Raw genomic sequence first — 22,019 nt, forward strand, 5'->3', positions numbered from 1 at the left:
TGATGCGCATGATCCCGTGTACGCGCAGAGGCCGCGAATGGATGCAGGCTGCGGGCCTTCTCAGTCTGAAGAGCCGGCGGCGCTCGTGCCCTGGCTTGCCGGCAGCAGGGAAGGCTGTTGATCAAACCACTCACGTGCCTTGGACAGATGCCATTGGCGCCGGTCACCGTCCAGCTCGATGCCCGCACCCAGCAGTCCCCAGCGCAGGTAGAGATCGCCGCGTTTGCGCTGTTCCAGAAGATCCAGCCGCGCGCGTACCGACAGGCGATCATTCTCGGCCTGCAGTCCATCGATGACCAGATGGCCAGGGCGCCAGCGCAGCGTCGCCTGTGCCTGCACCTGACCGGAATCGAGGAGGGACAGCGTCCAGCGTGGGTAGTCGGTGCGCTCTGCGAACAGCGCGAGCAACGGACGGGCATCGCTGAGATCCAGATCCGTGGTGGCATCCACCTGGAATGGCGACTGCGCATCGATACGGCCACGTTTGAAGGCCGCGCGGCCTTTCCAGGCGGTTGCGCGCTCCGTACCCGCCACCTGCACGTTGCGTAGCTCGACCGTGGTGCCGGACAGATCAAAGTGGCGCTGGTTGAAGTCGCCACGGCGCAGCGTAGCGTTCACGTCGACGTCGCCGCCCATGTCCAGCCCCGCCACCTTGGCACTGGCGTTGCGCCCCAACAGCCGGGCCGTGCCATGGCCAACGCGGCCATCGGTATCGAGGGTGGCATCACCGCTGAGTGAGCCGGTGCCGCGCAGCAGGCGCACCTGTTTTGAACCGAGATAACGGTTGTAGGCCGACAGATCTGGAATGGTGGCTTCGCTGAAGCTCAGGTGCGCGCGCACGCCCTTGCGCAGCTCCTGCAGGCGACCGTCGCCGGTCAGATCCAGCGCCAGATCACGACCATCGAACAGCCGAACGTCCTTGGCATCGGTGGGACGCGCGGTGAAGCGGGGGAGGCGGACGGCAAGCAGGGCCTGGTTGGGAGAGCCCGCCTTCAGTTCCCCATGCGCGCTGGCGGTACCGGCAAGCCGGACGCCGGCGACCTCGGCGACTGCTTCGGCAGAGGGAATGTCCACCGTGCTGCCTTCGCTCAGCTCGCCATTGCGCAGCCGCAGGTCGGCCTTCAGCGTGCCGCCACCGTCCAGTTGCAGCCACGGCTTGCGGACGAACAGGGCAGGGATCCAGTTGAGCGAGGTGAACGTCCATTCGCCGCGCACCGTGCCGGAACTTCGCTCCAGCAACTGCGCCGGATCCTGGAAGGGAATGTCACGACCGGTGACGTGCAGGTCCGCATCCACTTCGCTGCCCGAGCCGGGTCGGGCTGGCAGGCGTGCCTGCAGGCGCAGGTCATTGGCCACATTGAGCTGAAGGGCCAGCACGCCGCGATCGGGAGCGCCGTCCCCAAGATAGAGCGGCACCTGCCATAGAGCGTGGTCGCCGGGCTGCAGCTGGCCGGCGATCAGGTGTGCCGAGAGCTGCAGGTGGCCCGGCACCGGTGCGCTGGAGATCTTCGGGGTGGTGGCATCCGTATCCATGCGCAGGCCCTGGCTGCGTGCATCAACATCCAGCTGGGCATGCAGTATCTTCAGTTTGGCGAGCCCAGGTGCCTGGTCCCGGTAATGGCGCGGGTAGCTGAAGCGTGCAGCCAGGTTCATGTCACCCAGCAGCTGCACGCCATCGAAGCTGGTGTCCGCCCCCTTGAACGTGACGGTTGAATCCAGCAGTTCCGAAGGACCGCCGCGTAGCTGCTTGACGAAGCCGACCGTGCCCTGACCCTTGCCGATGATCAGCAGCTTGCCGAAACGGGCGCTGCGGATGCTGTCGCTGTGGATGGCATCGAAACGCAGCGTCCAGCCCTGGTCGCTGCGCGGGGGCGGCGGGATGGCCTCTTCAACACGGCTGATCTCGGCCGATACGCCCGTGGCCTGCAGGCGCGGAACCCGAACTTCGCGCTGGAACAGCGGCAGGACTGCCAGCCTGGCGCTTGCCCGGTCGGCATGCAGCACGTAGACGGTGTGGTTGACGTGGCCGCGCATGTGCACGTTCCAGGCGATCACGTGGCCGGGCAGCAAGGTGACGGCTGGGCCGGTAGTCATCACGAACTTGTGCGGCTTGCGGTTGGTGACCTGGTCGAACAGCGGGGTGTTGAGGAAGATGTTGCCGGCCAGGAGGTAGGCAACATACAAGCCCAGCAGGATGTAGATGGCAATGCGCCGTCGCCAGGGCAGGTGATGTACGGGCGCAGGAGGAGGGGACATGAACCACTCGAACAACGAGGACCCCCGCACTATTGCGAAGTGACCGGCGGCAGGGTGTGAAGCCGGCGCGTCGCGCAGATTCGTTGTGACCTGCCACGCTAAATCAATTGCAACCCATCGGGATGCCGCGGGGTTTCATACAATCCTTCCGTCATCTGCCCAACATCCAAGGAAGACCCTGTGAGACAACGCGTCATCGTATGCCCGCTGATCCAGAACCAGGGCGCCTATCTGCTGTGCCGCATGCCGTTGGACCGTGGTGCATTCCCAGGCCAATGGGGACTGTCCGGCGGCGGGCTGGAGCCCGCCGAACGCATCGAGGAAGGCCTGCGCCGGGAGATCCGCGAAGAGCTGGGGCACGCGCTGCAGATCGATGCCGTTCAACCATGGACCTTCCGCGACGACATCCGCACCAAGCTCTATCCGGACGGTTCCAGCGAGCAGATCCACATGATCTACCTGATCTTCGACTGCGAAGCACTGAACCGTGACGTTACGATCAACGAAGAGTTTGATGCCCATGCCTGGGTGGAACCGAAGGATCTGGGTGCGTACGACCTCAATGCGGCGACCCGAATCACGCTTCTGGCGAAGGGGCTGCTTTCGAGCTAGTGCAGAAAGGGGCGCCAGGTTGAGATAGAGGGCCTGCGGCAGCGGACTGCCATAGACCATTAACGTGACGCGTCACGCCGGGCGGAAATCACGTTCCTGTCAGGGCAAGTGACCGGCCGATGCAATTGGAGGCGGGAGAACGATGAAGGTCCTGCTTTGGGCGCCTACAGCTTTGTTTGCCTTGCTGTCATTGAGAGCGTTGGCTTTCGTGACCTATCAAGGACTGAATGGAGCCGCCTTTGAAGAGGAAGAGATCATTGTCGCGGGGGGGCGGCTTGGTCTGCGGCTGGATCGCCTGGGGCATGCATAAGACCCTGATCGGACGATGGAGGAAGCCGTAGCTGCCAGGCCGCGAGGGGATTGAGGCGAACGGTACGCCAGCGTCCCCGGGGATGCTTTGAACATAATATACAGAATGGGTCAGTAGACCCTCGCTAACCGCCTTATTTTGGGCGGTTTTTGCGTTTCCGAGGCTCGGCAACGACAGCGCTACCAGCGCGACGACCGCAGCCGCCGCGCTCAGCCTGTCCAGCATGAGACGCCACAAAGCACGTTCGGTCGCAGTCTGCGCACGTTCGGCGTGGAGCATGGCAATCCACGTGGGTCCATCGAGCTTTGCCAAGGCACACATCTGCGCAATTCGCTCATCGGGGATCGGATGGCGCCCATGTCGCCACGAACTGACCATCGCTCGCGTAAGCCCGATCTTCTGCGCCAAAACGTTGTCGGACGGGAAGTTGCAAGCGGCCTTCACTTTGTCAAGCAGATCGTTGGCGGTATCCATGGTTAGCAATCCTTGACAGGGGTGTATAGCGGGACTATACATGCCCCCGTGTTTGGCGTGGCTAAACACCCCGCCACCGGCACCCCAAGGCCGCTGGCGGGTTGCCTTGGGGCTTGGGGCAGGGGAACAGGGATGATCGATCCGCTCATTACCTTCGTGCTGCTGGGGGCCATCGTGGCCGTATCCATCGGCTGCGCAAAGCTCGTTTCGTGGCTGCTGGATCGGCGTGATTACACCGCCTCGCAGCAGTCCCGCGAAGCCCAGGTCATCGCGCTTGCAAAGGCTGAGATTGCCGCCACCAAGCGCGGTGATCTTCTGGCCGCCGCTCGCTACGCAGAAGAGCAGGAGCGCGCCGCATGAGTAGGTATCCCTCCTTCGCCGAGCTGGCCGAGCTCGATATGGGCCTCACTGCGTGCGTTGTGTTGGTCGCGCTCGTTCTCGGCGCGGCTGTCGTCTCCATCGTCATCGAACAGGCATGGCTGGCGCTTCGTCGCCTGTGGAATCTCCGGAAGGATCGCTCCGATGGTCGGTGATCGCGCGGCGCTGGCCGGGTCGGGACTCCCCTCGTCTAACAGGGGAGTCAGTGAATTCAGGAACCCCGAGGGAACCCTGACGGTTGGCATTGACTGGTTCTCCGCTTCTGTAGACATGCTCGCGGTGTTGAACGAGCTGGCATTCCGTGAGGGCGACTCATACGAAGAGATCCGGCAGTGGGTCGATTTCAGCCCCGACAATGCCCGCATTGTCGCCCTGCAGATCTTCTGCTGGTTCTTCGCAGGGCTGGGACTGGAACTGGACGAAGTAGCCGGGGGAGGGCGCTTCTACCTGTGGCGCATCAAGATCCTCAACGCCGAAAAGAAGTTCGTCGGCATGATCGAGCTTGGCGGCGAGAACTGCCGCCGTGCTGATGGCACCTATACCGCCCGAATTGAGTTGACCGGCGATGGGTGTAGGGCAGTAGCAGCAGCGCGCTGCGGCCATGCGCAGCGGTGGCTGGAGCTTCGAGCGAAGCTCGAAAGCTGCGGCGGCAGAATCACCCGCGTCGACGTATGCGCAGATGATCTTGCCGGCAACTACCCCTTACGCCTCGCACAGAAGTGGTATGCCCAGGGCGAGTTCGACAACCGCGGTCAGCGCCCCAAGGCGCAGTTGGTTGACGACTACGACAGCGGCGATGGCAAGACCCTCTACGTGGGTGGCAAGAAGTCGGAAAAGCAGCTGCGCGTCTACGAGAAGGGCAGGGAGCAGGGCGATAAGGCGTCGCCGTGGGTTCGCTATGAGGCCCAGTTCCGTGCATCCAACCGCAAGGAACTGCCGCTCGACGTTCTGCGCGACCCGGCTTCGTACCTGCTCGGCGCCTATCCGGTCCTGTGCTTTCTGCGCTGCGTGGCTACGCGCATCGAGATCACAAAAGCCGCCGTTGAGGCGACGTGGAAGAGCGTTCGTCGCCACATCCGCCGCCAGTACGGCGCGGCACTGAACTTCATTTCCAAGAACTGCCCGGACGATCAGTCACTGCGGGCGGTCATCGAATCCTGCACTTCGCCATCGCTGCCGAAGTGGGTAACAGGCGATACAGCAGCGCACTGGCCCGAAATCGCGGCCGTACAACAAACCTCCAAGGGGTAACGAAATGATCAAGGTCACCGTACTGGATTCGCAGATCAACGAGCGTGGCGGCAGCTTCACCAACGACCGCAACGAGAACGTTGAGTTCACCACCCGCAAGCAGCGCGGCAAGCTGGAGGCGGACGGCTTCGCCTATCCGTTCGACGTGCGCCTGGACAAGGGGCAGCCGGGCTATCAGGCAGGCGAATACGAGCTGGACGTTCCGGCCATGCTGCAGGTCAACAAGGGCGTTGCAACCCTGAGCAAGTTCACCGTGCTGCGCCCGCTGCAGAAGGCTGCACCGCGCCCGGCGGCGCAGGCCTAAGTCATGGCGCGGTACGTCTACGAGTGCCTGCAATTCAACGAGCAGACCGGCACCTGTGAGCAGGCTGGATTCGTGCCGCGCACCGATATTCCCGCACTTACCACTGCCGAGGTGTCGGGGTTGTTGTCCATGGTTGCGGTGTGCTTCGCCGTGTCCTGGGCATACAAGCAGTTAGGCAGGTCCGTTCGCAACTAACTCAACTACGCAAGGGGATCATCATGGATCTGGATTACAGCGCTGCACTCACCGTTCTGGCCGGTCTGGCAGCGGGTGTTGCCGCCATCGGCACCGCCAAGCTGGCGCCGGCCGCAATCGCGGTTGGCTACAAGTGGTTCAAGGCTGCGATCTTCGGTTGATCGCAGTAGCACCGGGGCCGGGCAATCCGGCCCCTTTCTATGGGGGGATTGGTGATGCTCGGTCTATTCGTTCTCTGCGTCGGCAGTGCGGCGCTCTACATCGCCTTCGGTGACTAGATGCTGCGCGTATTCCTTGCCATCCTGCTCGCGGCAATCATTTCTGCGCCAGCTCAGGCACTTAACACTGATGATGCAGGCCAGGCCGCGCAGAACTGCCAGAACAGTGTTCTGTTTAATGCGGGCAACTCGGCCAAACAGTGCATTGACATCGGCAAGATTTATGACGGGTCGTGCGCGGTCGGCTTAAAGGCCACAAACGGCGATTACATCGCATTCTTCCCTTACGACTGCAACAGGAAGTGCGAGAAGCGTGCTGAAGAGTTCGGATGGGAGGGCGGCAGTACGGCCGCGTCCGTCAATGTTTGCCACGAAGGTTGCATGTATTCCAGTGCGCTCGACCCAGCTGGCGCGGCGGGCTTCAGCTACTCGCCTACCGGCAACATCTGCTCCACCTCCGACGCGCCAGAGCCCACGCCTGCAGGTGATGGTGGCGGCGACGATGGCGGCGGTGGCGGTAGTGAAACAGGCGGTGGCGACGGTGGTGGCGACGGCGGCGGCAGTGATGGCGGTGGCGATGGGGGAGGGGACGGCGGCTCCGGGGGTGGTGACGGCGGTGGCGACGGCGGTGGTAGTGGAGATGGAGATGGAGACGGGGACGGCGATGGCGATGGCGATGGCGATGGTGGAGAGAATCCCAGCCTCCCGGGCGATCCGCAGTATCCGGGCGATGTGCCGATGCCCTACATGGATCCACCCATTCCCGGCAGCTACCAAGGGCAGTGGTCCAGCGGTCTAGGGGGTGGGTCTTGCCCGTCGCCTCGGACCATCAACGTCTCTCTCGGCGGCTACAGCGCAGCCATGGTCTTTGAGTTCAAGCCGCTGTGTGATTTCTCTCGGTACATCCGCGGCATGGTGATCGCATTCGCGGCCATCGTTGCTGCCTACATCGTTCTGGGGCTCAGAAGATAATGCCTTGGCTTGCCGCTTTCCTTGTCCAACTCCTGGGCAACTCTCTCGCACGTGTCTTGACCGGCGCAGGCCTCGGGCTTGCGACCGGCGCTGCGTTGCTTCCGCTGGTCAAATCAGCATTGAATCTTGTCGTCTCCTACTGGGGCGGCATTTCCGGTGACCTCGCCAATGTGCTGCTGCTCGCAGGAGCAGGGGAGGCCATCACCATCGTTGGCTCTGCCATGGTCACCAAGGTTGTGATTGACGCTGGCAAAGTCGCAGTTCAGAAGGCCGCATCCAAATGATGTATCTCATTTCCGGCCAGCCCGGCAACGGCAAGACCCTGCGCGCCATGAGCATGGCGCAGGAGTTCTACGAGCAGAACCAGCAGGCCGTCAAAGAAGGCAAGGCGCAGCCGCGACGCTTCTTCACCAACGTCGCAGGTGCAACCACCGAGGAGAATCCGGACGCCTTCCCATGGATCGAAAAGCTGCCTGACCACAACGACTGGACCCAGCTTCCCGATGGCTCCTTCGTGCTGTACGACGAAGCGCATTCGGATGGCAACACTCAGGGGCTGGAGCGCTATGGCAGGCTGTTCCCGTCCACCGGCAAGCCGGGTGAATCGGAAGATCCACGCATTCGCTCGATGTCCACGCACCGGCATCGCGGTTTCGATCTGGTGTTCGTCACCCAGTGGCCCAGCAAGATCCACCACCAGGTGCGCAGTCTGATCGGCTCGCATACCCACATGAATCGTGCGTTTGGCATGCAGCGGGCTGGTGTTCTGACGTGGACCCGCGTGCAGGCTGATCCCTACGACGAGCGGATACGCGAGAAGGCCGAAGAAGAAATCTGGGTCTACCCGAAGAACCTCTATGACAGGTATCGCAGCGCAACGCTGCACACGGCCAGTCACAAGTTCAAGGTGCCGAAGCGAGTCTGGCAGGGCCTGTCAGTAGCGGTCGCCTTGATAGGCATCCTGTGGCTGGGATGGCTGTTCCTGATCAAACCCTCCAACGCACAAGCTGCGAAGAAGGAAGAGCAGGGGGCCGAAGCTTTGCCGGCGGCAGGTGCCCTGGCGCCCTTGGGCGCGGGCATGCCGGCGGCACGGCCCCTCACCCGCGAAGAATACGTGCAAAAACACAAACCACGTGTGGAGTTCCAGCCGTGGTCTGCCCCCGCCTTTGATGATCGAACTGTGCAATCGCAGCCGGAGCTGTATTGCATGGCCTCCGGCACCACTGAGCAGGACACCACCTGTACGTGCGTAACGGAGCAGGGCACCAAGGCGAAGATATCGATACCTGTGTGCGTGGCGATCGCGCGCGATGGCCCGGCCTACAATCCCTATCGCGCACCACGCCAGGAATCGGAGTCGAGTCAGGATCACCCAGCTCGCGGCATCGCTCAGTCCACGCCATCTGGCGCGCCTGAGAAGTCACCACATGCACTTGTTGAGGTCGGGAAACGCCCCATGGGGACGTTCCCGGAGACGCCGCCTTATCCGGCCACCTTCTGATTAACGTGACGCATCACGGGGCGCATGTGGATGACACCTGCGCCCAGCCATTCTCGATTCGGCGAAAGGTCTGTCCATTGATGCAGCGATGCCCCGGAGGCAGGGCTTTCCGCTGCTTCTCTCGTTCTGCGGCTTCGCGCCTCTCGCGGACCTCACTGATTGGCACGGTCTGAGTCATCTGGCGAGCGAGCGCCTCTCCGGCTCGCTCCTGTTCCTTCATGACAGCGTGTCCCGCTAAGCCCAGGACACCACATGTCGCAAGCAGTAGCGCGCTACCGCCGACGAACACCCCAAGTGCGACTTTCCAGACCAAACCCGTTGAATTCGCCATCTATGGCACCCCCAAGCAATCCGGAGGCCATTCTACGGGGTGTAGGGGCAGCGCCCCTACGGAAGCGCCTCACACGCGCTGGCGAGGCCTCGGCCCCGGCACCGGCAGGACACCTGCAACCGGGTCGGCGTCGGGACCAGCGGCCACCCCGGAAGACCGCTTTGCGCGCCGATGAGCAACCTCAGCCAGGTCAACGATGCCCGCACGCCCAAACGGCCGTTTCTGACCGCCTCGGGCAATCTCCATCATCCGACGCCATTCCTGCGCCTGTGCCGCCAGCAGGGAAAGCCAAGCCAGATCCTGTGGTTCCAGCTCACGGCCTTCGGGTGTGACCAGTCGGCCAGCCTTAAACGAAAAACCGGCCCAAGGGCCGGTTAGGTTGCGATCACGCACAATCAGGCTCCATGCCACAGCAGGGCCAAGGGTCGAGGCAAGCTCCGTGCCAGTCTGGCCCAGACGCAACGAACATAATATACATTATGCGAAATGCGACGTATCCGACGCAGGGCCGTTCGCTGGGCGTGCTTTGTCGGCTCGGCCTGGCAATGGCTCCGGCTATGGCTCGGCTCTTGCCTCCCTGCTGGCTCCCCCAACAAGGATGAGCTTGCAGCATGATCGAGATCGATCCGCACGACCGAATTGACCTGACCGGCCCTTGGGCCGGTTTCGGATTCCAGGCTGGGCATATGTTTACCCCTGAAGGCCACCAGCTTGAACCATGCGATATGACTTGGTGGTCCCTGACTTGCAACATTGCGCGCGAATGGCGGCTGATGATGGCGGCGGCGCGGTCAGATACGTCACGCCGTTCATTGCCGGCCCCCAAGTCGTCCGCTACAGCGAAATCCAGCGTGATCTACCTTGGTGACGTCCTTAGAATTCGTCGAGAACGGCAGTTGGGCATGGGTGACCCCGATTCCGGCGCCGAAACCTCCAATGTGGTCTACATGCGCCGTGGGCCGAGGCCGCGCCAGCGCGGATGAGGCGCTCCCGTAGGGGCGCAGCCCCTACACCCCGGATCAATGGTCCCGGCAGCGTAGCCATTCACCCTTGGTGTTTCGAAGTTGTTCCCAACCGTTGTCTAGCCTGCGCATTGCGGTACCTCCCATGCACGCGGCGCCCAACTGCTTTGCCTCTGGCGTGCCATAGGCAGGCATTCGAACTATCTCGTCCGATGGCGTTGGGAGGCCTTGTCGGCGAGCTTCATTGCGGATGTACCAGCGCTCAATATCAGAGCAATACACGCGAATGCGAGCATCGGAGTGCTGCCGGCAATTTAGCGGTTCACTGCCGGGATTGTGTGCCAACCGAACAGGCGGAACTTGCTTGGTTGGCGTAGATGGTCCCGCTGCTGAGCGCAGGCCTTGCGAGTGGCAAGGGGTCGAAAGGAAGAGGAGTGCTATTGATAGTAAGCCTACGCTCTTCATCCCTGCCCTAGCCTTGCTGTGACGATGCCATTGGCAAATCCCGCAGCCGAACGTACTGTCGGAGTACCGGGTTGACAAATTCGTACACTCCGTGATCGACCCGCTGCATGACGGGGCCGTACTTCGCATCAAGAAGTCGAGGCATAAGCTGATCCATGTACTGGATACCCATTTCCTCAGCAGTCTCGCGGGAGGCTTTAAGAACAATTCGCCCGATTTCGTCGTTGAAGCTTGACTGCTCTGAATCCTGCTCCGCCAGAAGATGAAGCAGCAGCTGACGGGTTTCTGAGTTTCCTATTGCCATCTGATAGGCACGCTCCAGCGTCGGGAAACCTTTGCCCGATTTGATCCCGGTCACAACCTCATCGAACACATCATCATCAATCAAGCTTGTAGCCCGAGCGTTCATTTCTATGACGCATTGCTTGCCGATCAGCTGGACGAAGTAAGGGAAGCCTCCACCAAGCTTTGCGATCTTTCCAGAGATTCCAGGTGCAAATCGCACAGAATCGCCAAACAACTCGCTGGCTCGAAAGATGATTTCTTCAGATTCCGCTTCCGGCATCGGCTTGACAGGAAGTTCACCTTGTTCGATCAATCGCTCGACCGAGGCATGGTCCACGATCAAGTCGATCAAATCACCGCCGACTCCGCACACGGCAAACTTCACCTCGGGCGTGGTCAGCGACTTGATCAACGACCCGATGCCGGTTTTGTTTGCAATAACGTCAAACTCGTCAAGGATGATCAGGAGGCCGTCGCGCTTCATGCGGCGTTTGACCTGATTTTCAACGATCGCCCCAACAAAGTTCCGGAAGGTCTGGACTACGTCGCCTTCTACGACGCGAGCATACTTCGATGCCTCGACACCCTTCGCGCCCCAGTTGATCACCTTAAGATCGGCACCTCCGGATACCTCCTTGGTCCGAGTGAACTCAACGATCTCTTTGCCATCGTTGGGAACGAGCCTCAGCAGGCCATCCTCTGCGTCCTGATCATTGATGAGGCGCGACAGGAGGCCTTTCCCGTCCGCAATCATTGAGTCGCAGGTGTAGTAGACGGTGAGGTAGGTTCGCGGGCGACTGGGTATTTCGTGCGCGAGGCCGGCGCGACGAGCCAGGGTGTAATCCCCGAGCGCCATCTGTTGAAGCTGCCGTAGAAGCGAGGATTTGCCTACGCCTCGCTTCCCAAAAACAGCAATGAGGCCAGTTGCAGAGTTCACCGCGGTGATCGTCTGCCGAATTAGAGATGTCCTCCCAACGAACCTCCCCGGGTCACGGATAACGTCCGCTGTAAAGCCAATTTCGGGATCTACTGCCATTGCCATGCTCCATGCGCCCCTGATCGTGTGAAGATGATAGCTGCGCGGTCCTCTTATAGCACCCCTTGGAGCGCGTGACGCGTCACGTTAAAACGAGGCCGGATAGGGCGGCGTTTCAGGGAACGTGCCCAGCGGGCGTTTCCCAACTGAAATTAGGGTGCTTCCGTTCGCCGCGGCGGTGGTCGGCTGTGTCTCGCTCACGCTCGTCACAGGCGACCCCGCCGCAGCCCTTATGCGCTCGGTAGTTGAATCGGACTGTTCGCCGAACGGATCAACGGGCCAAGTGGTCGCGATGATCTCATGGCCTTTCGCTGACAGCAGCACGCCAAACTCAGTCCGTTTCACGGACCAGCCCAGCGCCCAAAGCTGCTCCGTAGTGAACCTATCGAGCACCTGCCCTCCCCCTGATGCGCGGAACTCCACGATATCGCGCTGACCGTACCAGCCAGCGTGCCGCGCCCTGGCATTGGCCGCCATGTCAAGGATGTACTGCACGCCTGCGGGCATTTTCTCCTTGGACTGCGGGGCGTCCACTACCTTCGTAACCACGGTGGCCGGCTGTGCGCCGGGCGCTTGCGCGATTGCCGGAATCGCAGCTTTCTGCGACTTCACAACCTCTTTCAGCTTGCTTTCCTCGCCGGTTGAGCCACCAGCGAAGAAGAATCGCAGGAACATGACAACGCCGATAACGAGTGCAAGCCCCATCACGATTGAGGGCCCCCGCAGTGTCTTCCACAAGGTGCGGGTGTTGCCCTTGTAGACCTCGTTTGACTCAATGCCCGGCTGCACGCCGTGGTAAAGCTCCCATATGGCCGGATCGTACTTGCGAACTTCGGTACCTACCGTCTCGTACTTGCCGGTGCCGGTGGCGGCGTAGAACCTCACAGAATAGCGCTGATCGGAGCCCAGCGCATCGAGCTTGGTATACGTGTTCTTCTTCGCCATGCGGCGAATGATCAGCCGGTGCAGGTCTTTGCAGTCCTGCGAAATGATCACCATGTCAAGGCTGATGTGGCCGTGCTTGGCGAAGAAGTTGGCCGTACGTTCCGGCAAATTGGCCCGGTTCGTGGGCCAGTACTCATGCGCCTCATCGATCACGACTAGAGCATGCTTCTCGATGTGCGGGAACGAGATAGCGCCGTCGTTGTCCGTGTCGCATACACACCAGTCAACCACCTCCTTGTCGCCCATCACGTGGACAAGATCGCGCACTTCTTCCTCGGGCATCCCAAGGTGGGCCGCAATCTTGTCCAGGCTCTCACCTACGCCGTTAAGGCGCACGTACACGTGCCGCTTAGCGCGCAACGCGGGCAGGATGTGGTGTAGCACTGCCTCATAGCTCTTGCCGCTGCGCGGCAACCCTTCATGGCCGAAGATCATTTCGTTACGTCCACTGGAATACGGTCAGGAACACCCGCACAAGGCGGAAAATAAGGGCGGCGGTAAGCAGCGCAATTGCCTCTCCGACACGTAGCTGCCCGACGATGAACGCGGTCCATGGACCGGCCGCATTGAGCATCGCGCAGAAGCTTATTTGCGTAAGGAAGTCCGGCGCCGGGATCAGGTACACAATCGCCTTTACGAACGACAGCACAAGCTCGATGAAGTCCGTTTGCAGGTCCGTCATGAAGTCGGAGAAGTCCGCCCACAGCGACGTGATCTGCTCTTTGGCCCATGCGGTGATCGCAGCAATCGGGCTCACGCCTTCGGCATACGCCCATGATGCCGACAGCGCCAACACAAGAAGCGCTGCAGCCAACACGATCAGATGTTTCCGATTCATAGCAGTGCCCACCTCAGCGCAACAACGCCCATGCCCGCAAGGAAGACAAATCCGGCGTACTGGAAAAGCTGCAGCAATGGCCCGCTGCACAAGCTGCTCAGATCGAACTTGCCGACGTACTGACCGCCGTCCCATGTTGCGGTGGGACAGGAGCCGCCTGCGCCGGTGCAATTACCGAAGAACCCCTTGACCTTGGACAGGATCGGCGCGCCCTCAATGGCGGTCTTGAACTCGGCCAACACCTTCTGCACCGTCTTGCCGGATTTTTTGTAGAGGCGCCCTGTCGTCGGCCCCGCCCCGCCGCCCTCGCCTCCTTCGCCACCATCACCGGGTCCGGGGCCCGGGCCGGGACCGGGGCCCGGTCCTTCGCAGCCTGCAGGGTCTTTACAGTCGCCGTCGCCATCGCCCGGGCCAGTTCCGCCACCGCCATCGCCACCACCTGGGCCGGTACCGCCACCGCCATCCCCGCCGCCGTCACCACCGCCATCGCCACCGCCGTCACCGGGGCCGGTTCCGCCGCCGTCGCCGCCACCCTCGCCGGGGTCTCCCGACTCGGGCGGGGCCAGCTCATCGGTTTTGCACGTGTCGCCAGAAGGCGCATAGAGGTGTCCTGTGGGTGATCCTGCGTAGAGGCTATCGGTGTACTTGCATCCGTTGTGACAGACGGCACCGAAGCCTGACTTATCTCCTTTCCACCCAGTCTCCTCAGGTCGCGCACTGCACTTGGTCTTGTAACCGCGCTTGCTGGACGCATACCGACCGCTGGACGCATACGAGGGCCGTACGAAGCCAACGTATGCGTTGTCTTCCTGCTCAACCATTGGGACCCATGTGGACCCACCACCGGCATTGGAAATGCCAGCCTGCTCAGTCGCAGCCGCCCAAGCCGCTGCGTAAGCCTCGCCTTGATCGTCGCACTCGGCATAGGAGATGCCCGCCCTCGCCGGACACCCGGCGGCCTGTGCTGGTGCGGAAAGGCTCAGGCCAAGAACGGCCAGTGCAATCGCCGCGGTTGTCACGATGGCATGTCGAATCACTGGCTTGCCTCATTGAATGCCAGGGCAACTGCGTGGCCCGCTAGTCCGCCAATGAACGCGAACACCATGCACACAAGCATCGTCAATCCTCCCTCTCTGGAGCGCCGCAGTAGACGCATTCGCCGCCGTCATAGTCGTGGCCGGTGTCACCACACACGACCTCCTCCACCTCGCCCGCCTCATCGTCGGCATGCTCGTCGGCGTCCTGATCCTCGCGGTCCTCAAAGAAGCCCGCGATCTTGTCGACACACCACCGGCCAAACCACGGCAGCGCCATGAGCGTCCCTGCAGCCACGATTGCAGCGACGGCCTGAGCGACAGACAGCCCGAGAAATACCCCACTGAAGTCCATCACCCACCCCCTAGTAGTCGATGACGGCGCGGCACTCCGTACACCACAGGTTGCCGTCGTCCAACACGATCACGTCATCACCGCCACACTCAGGGCACCAGTCGTCCTGGCATTCATCGGTGTTGAGGTCATCGGGCTGTGTCTGCATAGGAATCGGGGCCGGTTTCCCAGCCCCTCCCCGTCACGATTCGACCGCGATCAGCGGAAGAAAGTCGCGACCTTGTTGGTCGCCCAGCGGGCGAAGCCCGGGGACGCCTTGATGGCGCCTGCGCTGATGATTGCGCTGACTGCGCTGGCGGCTGCGAGGCCGGTCAGAATGTCGCCGAAGTCCATTGCACTGCTCCTTGGTTATGCGCGTTGTGCGCGTTGAATGGGGTGGTCAATCCCGCTCTGTACTGACCGACTTCACGACGGCGCCCACGATGTAGCCGAGCACGTTCAGTGCAAGAACTAGCGTGAACACCCCCGAGAACCAGCCAGTGGCCACCTCAGGTTCGGGCCACTGGAATAGATCGATGAGAATTGAGGCCTGTGCGTGCTCTGCTGCTGACACAAGCACATACCCACCACACTGCGATGCAGGCTCCCCGGTGGGTACGAGCGTCCCCTCAGCCGTCAGAGACACGCACACGGCCATGACTTAGGCCTGCGCGGTTGCGCGCGGTGCAGCCTTGGGCACCATGCGCAGGACGGTGAACTTGCTCAGCGAGGCGACGCCCTTGTTGACCTGCAACATGGATTCAACATCGAGCTCGTACTCGCCCTCGGGGTAGCCCGGCTGGCCCTTGTCCAGGCGCACGTCGAACGGGTAGGCAAAACCACCGGTTTCCAGCTTGGCCTTCTGCTTGCGGGTGGTGTATTCCACGTTCTCGCCAGCGTCGTTCTTGAAGCTGCCGCCGCGTTCGTCAATTTCGTTCTTGAGGACGATGACCTTGATGCTCATATGCTGTTACCCCTTTTGGGTTGGCTGTACGGCCGCGATTTCGGGCCAGTGCGCTGCTGTGTCACCTGTGACCCACTTCGGCAGCGATGGCGAAGTGCAGGATTCGATTACCGCCCGCAACGCCTGATCGTCAGGGCAGTTCTTGGCGATGAAATTGAGGGCCGCACCGTACTGGCGACGGATGTGGCGGCGGACGCTCTTCCACGTCGCTTCAACAGCGGCTTTCGTGATTTCGATGCGCGTGGCAACGCAGCGCAGAAAGGACAGGACCGGATAGGCACCCAGCAGGTAGGACGCCGGATCACGCAGAATGTCGAGCGGCAATTCCTTGCGGTTGGAGTTGCGGAATTGCGCCTCGTAGCGCACCCACGGCGAACTCTTGTCGCCCTGCTCCCTGCCCTTTTCATAGACGCGCAGCTGCTTTTCCGACTTCTTGCCGCCGACGTAGAAGGTCTTGCCGTCACCGCTGTCGTAGTCGTCCACCAGCTGCGCCTTGGGGCGCTGACCACGGTTGTCGAAGTCGCCATTGGCGTACCACTTCTGCGCCATACGCAATGGGTAGTCGCCCACCAGGTCATCGGCGCACACATCGACACGGGTGATCCTTCCGGCGCAGCTTTCGAGCTTCGCTCGAAGCTCCAGCCACCGCTGCGCATGGCCGCAGCGCGCTGCGCCTACCGCCTTGCATCCATCACCGGTTAGCTCGATTCGAGCGGTATATGTGCCATCGGCACGGCGGCAATCTTCGCCACCCAGTTCGATCATGCCGACGAACTTCTTGGCCGCGTCGATGATCTTGATTCGCCACGTGTAGAAGCGACCGCCGCCCACGGCTTCATCGAGTTCAAGGCCCAGCCCAGCGAAGAACCAGCAGAACACCTGCAAGGCCGCGATACGGGCGTTGTCCGGGCAGAACTCGATCCACTGGCGGACCTCTTCGAAGCTGTCGCCATCACGGAACGCGAGCTCGTCCAGCGCTGCGCGCAGATCGATGGAAGCGGAAAACCAGTCAATGCCGACCGTCAGGGTTCCATCGGCGTTCCTGAATTCACTGACTCCCCTGTTAGACGAGGGGAGTCCCGATCCGGCCAGCACCGCGCGATCACCGACCATTGCTCGGCCCCTTCCCGCGCAGCGCGAGCACAACCGTCCAGTACACGACCGTCACCAGCACGCCACCAGCAATCGCCACAGCGAACGGATCGCGGAGGAACTCAGCAATCTCAGCGATCATTGGAGCGATCCTTCCGCAACGTCCAGAGGCGACGAAGCGCCAGCCATGCCTGCTCGATCACGATGGAGACGATGGCTCCGGCCACGACGAGCGACACGAACACAACGACTGCCGCGAGGCCCATATCGAACTCTGCCAGCTCGGCGAATGAGGGATACCTACTCATGCGGCGCGCTCCTACTCTTCCGCGTAGCGAGCGGCGGCCAGAAGATCACCGCGCTTGGTGGCAGCAATCTCAGCTTTTGCGAGCGCGATGACCTGGGCTTCGCGGGACTGCTGCGAGGCGGTGTAGTCACGCCGGTCGAGCAGCCATGAAACGAGCTTTGCGCAGCCGATGGAGGCAGCCGCGATGGCCGCCAGCAGCGCGAAGGCAATGAGCGGATCGATCATCCCTATCCCCTGCCCCAAGCCCCCAAGAGGACCCGCCCACGGCCTTGGGGTGCCGGTGACGGGTGCAATCCAAGGCCCTTGGATCGCGGACGTGATTCAATACCCTTGAACTCCGAAAATCAAGGGCCTTGGATCAAATGGACGTCAATTCCCTGCTCGACCAGGCGAAAGAGGCGTGTGGCGTCAGCTACGACAAGGACTTAGCGCCGCGCCTCGGCGTGCGACCGTCTGCGATTAGCAACTATCGAAAGGGTGTTTCGCACCCTGATGCCGTGGTTTGCGCAACTTTGGCTGGCCTGACAGGAGTGCCGCTTGCCCGCGTGCTGGGCGTCATCGGTGAAGCGCGAGCTATCAGCCGAGAAGAGAAGGCGGTCTGGCGGAAGCTGGCCGCGACGGCTATGGCGGTTTGTCTTGCAGTGGGGCTTGCCCTGCCCAGCTCGGCGCACGCGGCTGTGCAATCTGTGCATCTCGGCGCGGTGGCGGCCGTTGATTCCGCCACGCTGTATACATTATGCGAAATGCTGTATCGGCCTTGGTACGATTGGTTGGCTCCGCGTGGCAATGGCTGGGCCTCTGGCTCGGCTCTTGCCTGCTCCCCGAGACCCCGGCCAAGGATGAGATCGCGGCAAGATTGAGTTCGACCCACACCACCGTATCGACTTGACCGGCCCTTGGGCCGGCTTTTCTTTCCTCGGTGATCGGCTGATCACTCCCGAAGGTCGCGAGCTGCTGCCTGAAGACTTGGCGTGGCTGTCGCTCATCGCCTGCCAAGCGCAGGAACGGCGCCCGCAAACAGCGGTCGGCGGTGGCGATGGCTGGCCCTGACGCCGAGCCACTAGCGGCAGTCCTGCCGATACCGGGGCCGAAACGCCACCAGCGCATGTGAGGCGTTTGCCGTAGGGGCGCTGCCCCTACACCCCGTACAATGCCCGCTGACCATCTAAGCAGGCACTGTATGCGCGAGAAGGATTTAGCGGACCTACAGAGCTTTCTGACAGAGCTTCAGGCGGAGACTGATCGTGGCCTCGCGCTGGTGGGCCTGGCGCTCCTAGACGAGAAACTGCTGGAAACGCTGCAAGCCTTCTTCGTGGATGGCAAGTCCTCTACGCGGATGCTTACCGACCCTAACGCACCTCTCGGAACGCTATCTGCTCGGATCGAGGCATGCGCCGCGCTCGGGCTAATAACTCCCGATGAGCATCAGGAGATTGGCCTGCTACGTCGCATTCGGAATGAATTTGCCCACAAGAGGCATGGCTTGGACTTGAACTCTCCCAAAGTTGCGGGTCTTTGTACGAGCCTCAAATCCGATCTCCCTATGGACGATGCGAGGTTTGCGAGCAACAGATTTCGCTTCATCAATTCCACGGTGCTTCTCACGCTTAGCCTGTTCTATCGGGCCGAATGGGTAGCTAAAGAGGAAAGGGCACCGAAGATTTGGGGTGATCCCGAGATGAGTGAGTGGCGGAGTAACAACTAGCGACGCCCTACTCTGCTCTACACCTCAGCCATTCACCCCTGGCGTTTCGAAGTTGCTCCCAGCCGTTGTTTAGGCGGCGCATCGCAGTGCCCCCCATGCAGGCGGCGCCAAACTGCTTTGCCTCAGCGCTTCCGTAAGCCGGCATGCGCACAATCTCGCTCGATGGGGTCGGTATGCCTTGGCGACGCGCCTCGCCTTGTATCAAGGATCGTTCAATTTCGGCGCAATAGAGCCGGATGCGCGGATCAACGTGTTGCTGGCATTTCAGTGGTTCAGCGCCAAGGTTGCTCGCCTTCGGCGCTGGTGGCGTGTACCTAGGCACAGGCTGCGGGCCGGTAGCCGAGCGTAGTTGTTGCGCATGGGTAGGTGCCGAAAGCAGTAGTAAAGCCAGAACTACGCCGGATCGAATGTCCATTTCGCCCCCAAGGTTTGGGGGCATGGTATCCCATTGCGAAAATCAGAAGCTCGCCGGATATGGCGGCGTCTCTGGGAGCGTACCCAAGGGGAGCCTCCCAACTGTAATTTAATTAGGGTGCTCCCGTTCGCCGCGGCGGTGGTCGGTTGTGTCTCGCTAGCGCTCGTCACAGGCGACCCCGCCGCAGCCTTATGCGCGCGGTCGTAGCATCGGACTGCTCGCCAAACGGGTCTACGGGCCAAGTCGTCGCGATGATCTCGTGGCGCTTCGTTGACAGCAACGCGCCAAACTCAGTCCGCGTCACGCAGCAGCCCAGTGCCCATGGCTGCTCCGTAGTGGACATCTCAAGCCCCCGCCTATGGACGGAATCAAGATGTCGCACTGACCATACTAGCCTGCGGGCCGCGCCTTGGCATTGGCTGCCGTGACGAGAATGTACTGCGTGCCTGCAAAACATGGCCATGTTTCTGGGAGCCCCCCCCTGCTGCGGTCTAGATATGGCCGCCAGGCCTATTTCTGAGTGTCCAGTCACTTTCGAAGCAGTCTCTTTCAGTTCCGACGTGGGCATTAAACAATCGTGAGCACATGTCGGCGTCGGCAAGAAATACAGAGATCCACACACTGAAGAATCCATGCCCCACCGCCAACTCAGCGATTGTTTCGCGAAAGTCACTATTGTCGTTGCGCGCAAGCATTGCTTGCATGCGTATGGCGAGCTGCCACACCCTCTCCCGCTGCTCGAAGCGCTTGTCCCTATCGCTAGGGCGCTTGTCAGGGGTTTGGCCCGGGTGTCGGTCAAGTCCTACCAGTTCAATTAAGGCTGAGGTCTTGGCATGGACATGCGGACTCAGCGCGGGCGATGGAACTACCATGCCTCCGGCTTTATACTCAATGGCTTTTAAGGTGTTGTCCTTGTCCGGCCACAAAAAGTCGCAATCATTTGTAGGGGTGCTACCCTTTGTTGAGTTGCAATTGACGCAACCAAGGAGGAAATTTGTCCAGTCTGTTTCGCGTGCTGCATCCAAACACTTTGGTGAAACATGCTCCACAGCCAATAGCGCTGGGAAGCGGCGCTCGCAGTAGCTACAGTAGCTCCCAAAACAGTCTTCTAGATCGCCGATAGCGTCCTGGTATCTCGCGTATACCTTCGGTGCTGCGCCTCGTCTCACTGGTCTCATGGCGCTTGCCTCTCGAGCTTCATCACCTTAAGAAGGGCGCTGACAGCTGGGTCCGACGTAAATGGCTCGCTGGCTTCCCGGTATCGCAGCTCGGCTAACTGTAGATCCTCCATTCTCACTTGTGTCGGTGTGACTGCGTGTATCTGAAGAAGCGAAAAGTACTTCTCGGCCGCTTTGCTTAGTGTCTCTGATCGGGCGCTGCGCTGAGGCTGATCGATTCCCTGAATATTTTCAGCAATATCTTCGATGCTCTCGCCACCGTGCAAGAATATTCCGGCAGATGCAGGGTCAATAGATGTCACCTGATTGCGCTGGGTCGCTTGAATTACGAATGGTGAATGTGTAGTTGCGATGAACTGGCAGCCGGAAAATAGATCTTCTAGTGCCGGCACAATCTTACGCTGCCACTTCGGGTGAAGGTGAACATCTATTTCGTCGATAAGCACGATCCCTTCGCCCTCGCCAAGCGGAGATCCTTCGTTCCTGATAGATAACTGCCGGGCGATGTCAACGAACAACGAGAAAAGCCTCTGCTCCCCGTCGGAAAGCTGACTCAATGGAAGTGCTCCAATTCTTCGTCTAATCATTATTCTTGGAGCGAGCTTCACTTCCAGGGAGCAACTCATCAAGTACCGTCGAGCGGCCTCCGACGGCATATCAGCGTTCTGCCATATCGATTTCAAGCTGGGTATGCCTCGTTGACCGAGGTCGAGCTCATGGGAATCTGGCGCGAGAACTATTTTCGGTTGGTCGGGCCAACTGTAGTTCCGCCCCCTTCGTATTAATCGCTGCTGAAAATAACGCATCGCAATATCGCGCGCGAGAGTTCGCACTTCGGCCTCAAAGCGCGGGCGCTTCCCAGAGCCTTCATTGGCTACAAGTGAACAGTCATAGGGTTCAAAGCGCCAGTAGAAGTCACCCATGCCGGGGGAAAAAGTTGAGAGTACTTTTCCAACAAAGTCCCTCACCGACCGACTGTTTCCAAATTTCTTGGACCTATCTACTGCCGTTCTCTGGCGAACCCTTTCCTCGGCGGCATAAAGAAACTCTTCACTACCTCGCGATGGGTCGTTGACGAGCTCCCGAACTAGCCGCCCTCGCTTCGCCTTAAGCGCGGAGCATATGGATTCGCTCGATGAGTACAGAAGGACGAGCGGGGCGCTCTTTCGATCTTTGGTGCGCTCGGCGGGTTTCCATAACTCCTTGTAGAAACTGAACTCCTTGAATTCGTTGCCACTACGCACAACGGCGCTAACTTCCGCGCGGCGCGCACCAAATCCAATATCACTATCTTGGAGGTTGAAACTTGACCCGCGCTGCCTCGAACTTGCCATGGCAGCAAGCAATCCACGCAGAATGGTGGTCTTTCCAGCCCCGTTTTCGCCAACGAGCAGATTAAACCCCGGTCGAAAATAGAAGGTCTGGCGTTTGAATTGACGAACGCCGATCAGTGTCAAGCTGTCCAGGTGCATTTGCGCGAGAGTCCTTTGATTCGCGGTGTTTGGGTATTCTATACGGATGGTCGCTATTAGCCTAAGCGGTAACGTCGGATGCTGTGCGGGCCGGCACAATGCATGGCTGGAGCGGACCAAGATTGCGTTGAAGGGCTACTGACGCTTGGCGCCCCTTGGCAATCCTGTCGCATTCGCCTCGCTCA

The 22,019-nt window shown here is 60.9% G+C and carries 29 protein-coding genes and 1 pseudogene; 13 read left to right on the forward strand and 17 right to left on the reverse strand.

Going from position 1 to position 22,019, the window contains the following annotated elements; translation table 11 throughout:
• Positions 1-60: 60 nt before the first annotated feature.
• Positions 61-2,256, reverse strand: a complete 2,196-nt coding sequence (locus AC5P9F_RS11350; RefSeq protein WP_043033620.1) for an AsmA family protein — start codon at positions 2,254-2,256, stop codon at positions 61-63.
• Positions 2,257-2,436: 180 nt separating this feature from the next.
• Here AC5P9F_RS11350 and nudI point away from each other — a divergent pair, with 180 nt between their 5' ends.
• Positions 2,437-2,868 (forward strand): nucleoside triphosphatase NudI, encoded by a 432-nt coding sequence (nudI, locus tag AC5P9F_RS11355; protein WP_043033528.1) that lies wholly within the window; start codon positions 2,437-2,439, stop codon positions 2,866-2,868.
• A 483-nt stretch (positions 2,869-3,351) separates the two neighbouring features.
• On the opposite strand, the pseudogene AC5P9F_RS11360 reads toward nudI, so the two are convergent.
• Positions 3,352-3,652 (reverse strand): annotated as a pseudogene (locus AC5P9F_RS11360) (DUF3693 domain-containing protein); the annotation flags it as partial.
• A gap of 132 nt (positions 3,653-3,784) precedes the next feature.
• Here AC5P9F_RS11360 and AC5P9F_RS11365 point away from each other — a divergent pair.
• The 8 genes from AC5P9F_RS11365 to AC5P9F_RS11400 all read left to right on the forward strand — a co-directional run bounded on the left by AC5P9F_RS11365 (position 3,785) and on the right by AC5P9F_RS11400 (position 8,471).
• Positions 3,785-4,012, forward strand: coding sequence for a hypothetical protein (locus tag AC5P9F_RS11365; protein WP_168759615.1), 228 nt, complete (start codon positions 3,785-3,787; stop codon positions 4,010-4,012).
• Positions 4,009-4,185 carry a hypothetical protein gene (locus tag AC5P9F_RS11370; RefSeq protein ID WP_495231945.1) on the forward strand — a complete coding sequence of 59 codons (177 nt, stop codon included), beginning with the start codon at positions 4,009-4,011 and terminating at the stop codon, positions 4,183-4,185. Before AC5P9F_RS11365 ends, AC5P9F_RS11370 begins: the two co-directional genes overlap by 4 nt.
• Positions 4,175-5,281, forward strand: coding sequence for a replication initiation factor domain-containing protein (locus AC5P9F_RS11375; RefSeq protein WP_495231946.1), 1,107 nt, complete (start codon positions 4,175-4,177; stop codon positions 5,279-5,281). The genes AC5P9F_RS11370 and AC5P9F_RS11375 overlap by 11 nt, the downstream gene beginning before the upstream one ends.
• 4 nt (positions 5,282-5,285) lie before the next feature.
• Entirely contained in the window at positions 5,286-5,585 is a 300-nt protein-coding gene (locus AC5P9F_RS11380; protein WP_005413368.1) for a hypothetical protein, read from the forward strand.
• A 218-nt stretch (positions 5,586-5,803) separates the two neighbouring features.
• On the forward strand, positions 5,804-5,941 hold the full coding sequence (locus AC5P9F_RS11385) for a major capsid protein (protein ID WP_005413437.1): 138 nt from the start codon (positions 5,804-5,806) through the stop codon (positions 5,939-5,941).
• A gap of 117 nt (positions 5,942-6,058) precedes the next feature.
• The gene (locus tag AC5P9F_RS11390) at positions 6,059-6,970 is read left to right on the forward strand and encodes a virulence factor TspB C-terminal domain-related protein (RefSeq protein ID WP_495231947.1); all 912 of its coding nucleotides are present in this window, start codon (positions 6,059-6,061) and stop codon (positions 6,968-6,970) included.
• Positions 6,970-7,254, forward strand: a complete 285-nt coding sequence (locus tag AC5P9F_RS11395) for a DUF2523 domain-containing protein (protein WP_032966758.1) — start codon at positions 6,970-6,972, stop codon at positions 7,252-7,254. Before AC5P9F_RS11390 ends, AC5P9F_RS11395 begins: the two co-directional genes overlap by 1 nt.
• Positions 7,251-8,471: a zonular occludens toxin domain-containing protein gene (locus AC5P9F_RS11400; protein WP_495231948.1), complete on the forward strand. Its 1,221-nt coding sequence runs from the start codon at positions 7,251-7,253 to the stop codon at positions 8,469-8,471. The genes AC5P9F_RS11395 and AC5P9F_RS11400 overlap by 4 nt, the downstream gene beginning before the upstream one ends.
• 400 nt (positions 8,472-8,871) lie before the next feature.
• Here the strand turns inward: AC5P9F_RS11400 and AC5P9F_RS11405 are convergent, their stop codons facing one another.
• Complete coding sequence (locus AC5P9F_RS11405) at positions 8,872-9,213, reverse strand: DUF3653 domain-containing protein (RefSeq protein WP_315973909.1); 342 nt, start codon at positions 9,211-9,213, stop codon at positions 8,872-8,874.
• A gap of 200 nt (positions 9,214-9,413) precedes the next feature.
• Here AC5P9F_RS11405 and AC5P9F_RS11410 point away from each other — a divergent pair, with 200 nt between their 5' ends.
• Entirely contained in the window at positions 9,414-9,785 is a 372-nt protein-coding gene (locus tag AC5P9F_RS11410; protein ID WP_495231949.1) for a DUF3653 domain-containing protein, read from the forward strand.
• A gap of 451 nt (positions 9,786-10,236) precedes the next feature.
• Here AC5P9F_RS11410 and AC5P9F_RS11415 read toward each other — a convergent pair whose 3' ends face one another.
• The 12 genes from AC5P9F_RS11415 to AC5P9F_RS11470 form a co-directional block, all read right to left on the reverse strand.
• Positions 10,237-11,550 carry an ATP-binding protein gene (locus AC5P9F_RS11415; RefSeq protein WP_197572835.1) on the reverse strand — a complete coding sequence of 438 codons (1,314 nt, stop codon included), beginning with the start codon at positions 11,548-11,550 and terminating at the stop codon, positions 10,237-10,239.
• 87 nt (positions 11,551-11,637) lie between these two features.
• Positions 11,638-12,930 carry a zonular occludens toxin domain-containing protein gene (locus AC5P9F_RS11420; protein ID WP_495231950.1) on the reverse strand — a complete coding sequence of 431 codons (1,293 nt, stop codon included), beginning with the start codon at positions 12,928-12,930 and terminating at the stop codon, positions 11,638-11,640.
• Between the two features lie 4 nt (positions 12,931-12,934).
• Positions 12,935-13,333: a hypothetical protein gene (locus tag AC5P9F_RS11425; RefSeq protein WP_049452480.1), complete on the reverse strand. Its 399-nt coding sequence runs from the start codon at positions 13,331-13,333 to the stop codon at positions 12,935-12,937.
• Positions 13,330-13,572, reverse strand: coding sequence for a hypothetical protein (locus AC5P9F_RS11430; protein ID WP_160314678.1), 243 nt, complete (start codon positions 13,570-13,572; stop codon positions 13,330-13,332). Before AC5P9F_RS11430 ends, AC5P9F_RS11425 begins: the two co-directional genes overlap by 4 nt.
• Positions 13,573-14,452: 880 nt before the next feature.
• A complete protein-coding gene (locus tag AC5P9F_RS11435; protein ID WP_049460747.1) occupies positions 14,453-14,722 on the reverse strand; it encodes a hypothetical protein in 270 nt (89 codons plus the stop codon).
• 10 nt (positions 14,723-14,732) lie between these two features.
• Entirely contained in the window at positions 14,733-14,870 is a 138-nt protein-coding gene (locus AC5P9F_RS11440; protein ID WP_160314587.1) for a hypothetical protein, read from the reverse strand.
• A 50-nt stretch (positions 14,871-14,920) separates the two neighbouring features.
• A complete protein-coding gene (locus AC5P9F_RS11445; RefSeq protein WP_049396927.1) occupies positions 14,921-15,055 on the reverse strand; it encodes a hypothetical protein in 135 nt (44 codons plus the stop codon).
• A 307-nt stretch (positions 15,056-15,362) separates the two neighbouring features.
• Positions 15,363-15,665, reverse strand: coding sequence for a single-stranded DNA-binding protein (locus AC5P9F_RS11450; protein WP_495231951.1), 303 nt, complete (start codon positions 15,663-15,665; stop codon positions 15,363-15,365).
• A 6-nt stretch (positions 15,666-15,671) separates the two neighbouring features.
• Entirely contained in the window at positions 15,672-16,778 is a 1,107-nt protein-coding gene (locus tag AC5P9F_RS11455; RefSeq protein WP_495231952.1) for a replication initiation factor domain-containing protein, read from the reverse strand.
• On the reverse strand, positions 16,768-16,899 hold the full coding sequence (locus AC5P9F_RS11460) for a hypothetical protein (RefSeq protein ID WP_495231953.1): 132 nt from the start codon (positions 16,897-16,899) through the stop codon (positions 16,768-16,770). The genes AC5P9F_RS11455 and AC5P9F_RS11460 overlap by 11 nt, the downstream gene beginning before the upstream one ends.
• A complete protein-coding gene (locus tag AC5P9F_RS11465) occupies positions 16,889-17,065 on the reverse strand; it encodes a hypothetical protein (RefSeq protein ID WP_495231954.1) in 177 nt (58 codons plus the stop codon). Before AC5P9F_RS11465 ends, AC5P9F_RS11460 begins: the two co-directional genes overlap by 11 nt.
• Positions 17,066-17,076: 11 nt before the next feature.
• A complete protein-coding gene (locus AC5P9F_RS11470; RefSeq protein WP_495231955.1) occupies positions 17,077-17,289 on the reverse strand; it encodes a hypothetical protein in 213 nt (70 codons plus the stop codon).
• A 137-nt stretch (positions 17,290-17,426) separates the two neighbouring features.
• Here AC5P9F_RS11470 and AC5P9F_RS11475 point away from each other — a divergent pair, with 137 nt between their 5' ends.
• The 3 genes from AC5P9F_RS11475 to AC5P9F_RS11485 all read left to right on the forward strand — a co-directional run bounded on the left by AC5P9F_RS11475 (position 17,427) and on the right by AC5P9F_RS11485 (position 18,769).
• Positions 17,427-17,924 (forward strand): DUF3693 domain-containing protein, encoded by a 498-nt coding sequence (locus AC5P9F_RS11475; protein ID WP_495231956.1) that lies wholly within the window; start codon positions 17,427-17,429, stop codon positions 17,922-17,924.
• Positions 17,925-17,949: 25 nt separating this feature from the next.
• Positions 17,950-18,114 carry a DUF3653 domain-containing protein gene (locus AC5P9F_RS11480; RefSeq protein WP_235643875.1) on the forward strand — a complete coding sequence of 55 codons (165 nt, stop codon included), beginning with the start codon at positions 17,950-17,952 and terminating at the stop codon, positions 18,112-18,114.
• Positions 18,115-18,244: 130 nt separating this feature from the next.
• Positions 18,245-18,769 carry an MltR family transcriptional regulator gene (locus tag AC5P9F_RS11485; RefSeq protein WP_235643877.1) on the forward strand — a complete coding sequence of 175 codons (525 nt, stop codon included), beginning with the start codon at positions 18,245-18,247 and terminating at the stop codon, positions 18,767-18,769.
• 906 nt (positions 18,770-19,675) lie between these two features.
• Here AC5P9F_RS11485 and AC5P9F_RS11490 read toward each other — a convergent pair.
• Positions 19,676-20,362, reverse strand: a complete 687-nt coding sequence (locus AC5P9F_RS11490; protein WP_425523825.1) for an HNH endonuclease — start codon at positions 20,360-20,362, stop codon at positions 19,676-19,678.
• Positions 20,359-21,834, reverse strand: a complete 1,476-nt coding sequence (locus AC5P9F_RS11495) for an AAA family ATPase (protein ID WP_235643878.1) — start codon at positions 21,832-21,834, stop codon at positions 20,359-20,361. The genes AC5P9F_RS11490 and AC5P9F_RS11495 overlap by 4 nt, the downstream gene beginning before the upstream one ends.
• Positions 21,835-22,019 lie beyond the last annotated feature (185 nt).

This window comes from Stenotrophomonas sp. YJH_SMC_4 (assembly GCF_059371575.1).